Source organism: Methylobacterium sp. WL18 (assembly GCF_008040015.1).
GTDB classification, from domain to species: Bacteria; Pseudomonadota; Alphaproteobacteria; order Rhizobiales; family Beijerinckiaceae; genus Methylobacterium; species Methylobacterium mesophilicum.
The window spans coordinates 1-799 of the sequence record NZ_VRVD01001126.1 but is presented as its reverse complement, the minus strand read 5'-3'; the positions used below and the strand labels follow the sequence as shown (position 1 = coordinate 799).

At 75.8% G+C, this 799-nt stretch carries 1 protein-coding gene; it reads left to right on the top strand.

The genetic code is table 11. The features are described from left to right. Positions 1 to 207: 207 nt before the first annotated feature. On the top strand, positions 208 to 799 hold a 592-nt coding region (locus FV228_RS31305; RefSeq protein WP_348645078.1), incomplete at its 3' end, for a heme biosynthesis HemY N-terminal domain-containing protein.

Sequence of the window (799 nt, the reverse complement as noted above, 5' to 3'; positions counted from 1 at the left end):
TTCGGGCCCTGCTCGCCGGCGCCTTCAAGGCCCTGCCGACGGATGCGGCCTCCGGTGCCGCCCCGGCGGCGTCCGGCCGCTAGACAGTGACGGCGTCGACCCGCGCGTCGCGCGGCTGCATCTTCTCCGGTCGGGCGCCCAGGCGCCCCGCCTCTCCCGCACCCAGCGGTGGCCGCCCGGCGGCCGCCGACAGGAGACACTGACCCCATGTGGCGCGCCCTCGCCTTCCTGGCCCTGCTCGCACTCGCCGCCTTCGGGGCGGTCTGGATCGCCGACCGGCCCGGCACCGTCACCGTCGTCTGGAACGGCTACCAGATCGGCACCAGCCTCGCGGTCGCCCTGGTCGGCGTGATCGCCGCGGCCATCGTCCTGGGCCTGCTCTGGGCGATCGTGCGCGGCGTGATCGGCCTGCCCGAGGCGCTGACCCTCCTGCTCAAGGCCCAGGCGGCACAGATCTCCGGTGACCGCGACGCCGCCGAGAGCGCCTTCCAGCGCATGGTCGACGACCCCGAGACCCGGGTGCTCGGCCTGCGCGGCCTGTTCGTGGAGGCGCGCCGCCGCGAGGACGAGACAGCCGCCCGCGCCTACGCGGTGGAGGCAGCCCGCCTCGCCCCGAGCGTGACCTGGGCCAACGAGGCGATGCTGGAGGCGCAATCCGCCGACGGCGATTGGGGCTCGGCCCTGGAGACCATCGAGCGGCGCTCCTCCCTCGGCCTGATCGACAAGCCGACCGCCCGGCGCCAGCGGGCCGTCCTCCTGACGGCGATCGCCGGCGAGCGCGAGGCCGGCGAGCCGGAAC